We start from the raw sequence: 1,041 nt of genomic DNA on the forward strand, positions 1-1,041 counted from the left end.
TCTAGGGTATGAGCCCGGTATTGTACTGGGCTCATACCCTTTAATTTTGCCTTAATTCTTTTATGATTATAGTATTCTATATACTTTGCTAACTCTTGTTTGAAATGTGTTATACTTTCAAATTCTTTTCGATACAGAAATTCCGATTTCATGATACCGAAGAAATTTTCAATAACGGCATTGTCATAACAGTTTCCTTTGCGAGACATACTTTGAGTTATGCCACAATTCTTAAGAGAATGACGGTATTGTTTCATTTGATAGTGCCAACCTTGATCAGAGTGAATGAGGAGTTTATCCGGATCGGTTACACAATAAAGGGCTTGGTCCAACATCGTTGAAACAAGGGAATAGGTCGGTCTTGAACCAATTGTATACGTGATAATTTCACCATTAAATAAATCCAACATTGGTGATAGGTATAACTTCTCCCCAAATAACTTAAACTCCGTAATATCTGTAACCCACTTTTCATTTGGTTTTTCAGCTTGGAAGTTGCGATTTAAAATATTTGGTGCAATTTTCCCAACTGTCCCTTTGTAAGAGCGATATTTTTTCATACGAACCAGACATTTTAACCCTAATTCTTTCATAAGACGATACACTTTTTTATGATTTACTTTGTGTCCACGATTCATAAGTTCATCACGAATACGACGATAACCATAACACCCATCGTGTTCATTATAAATAGCTTGAATCAGTTCTTTTACCTCCGCATTTGGATCAGGACGATTAAAATGTTTCATCCAGTAATAGTACGTACTACGTGGAATGTTTGCGAGTTGAAGTAACTCCTTGATAGGAAATTCATGCCTTAACTCGTAGATTACTTGCGCTTTGTCTTGTTTGGTGATTTTTCTTTGTTTTGAACTAAGGCATTCAACTTTTTTAAATATGAATTTTCCATACGTAAACGCTCATTTTCCGCTTGTAAGGCTTCGATTGATCCTTCATCTACTGGTTTTATTTTTTTATCTTTCATGGTTGGACGCCCCTTTTTCTTTGATTGTAGGGCATCCAATCCTCCTGTTTCATAAG

Annotated in this window: 1 pseudogene; it reads right to left on the bottom strand. The window is 35.4% G+C overall.

The annotated features are described in order from the left end of the window. Positions 1-1,041: pseudogene (locus tag MR143_RS32640) on the bottom strand (IS3-like element ISBth10 family transposase); the annotation flags it as partial.

This window comes from Bacillus cereus group sp. BfR-BA-01347 (assembly GCF_022663835.1).
In the GTDB taxonomy this organism is placed as follows: domain Bacteria; phylum Bacillota; class Bacilli; order Bacillales; family Bacillaceae_G; genus Bacillus_A; species Bacillus_A thuringiensis_K.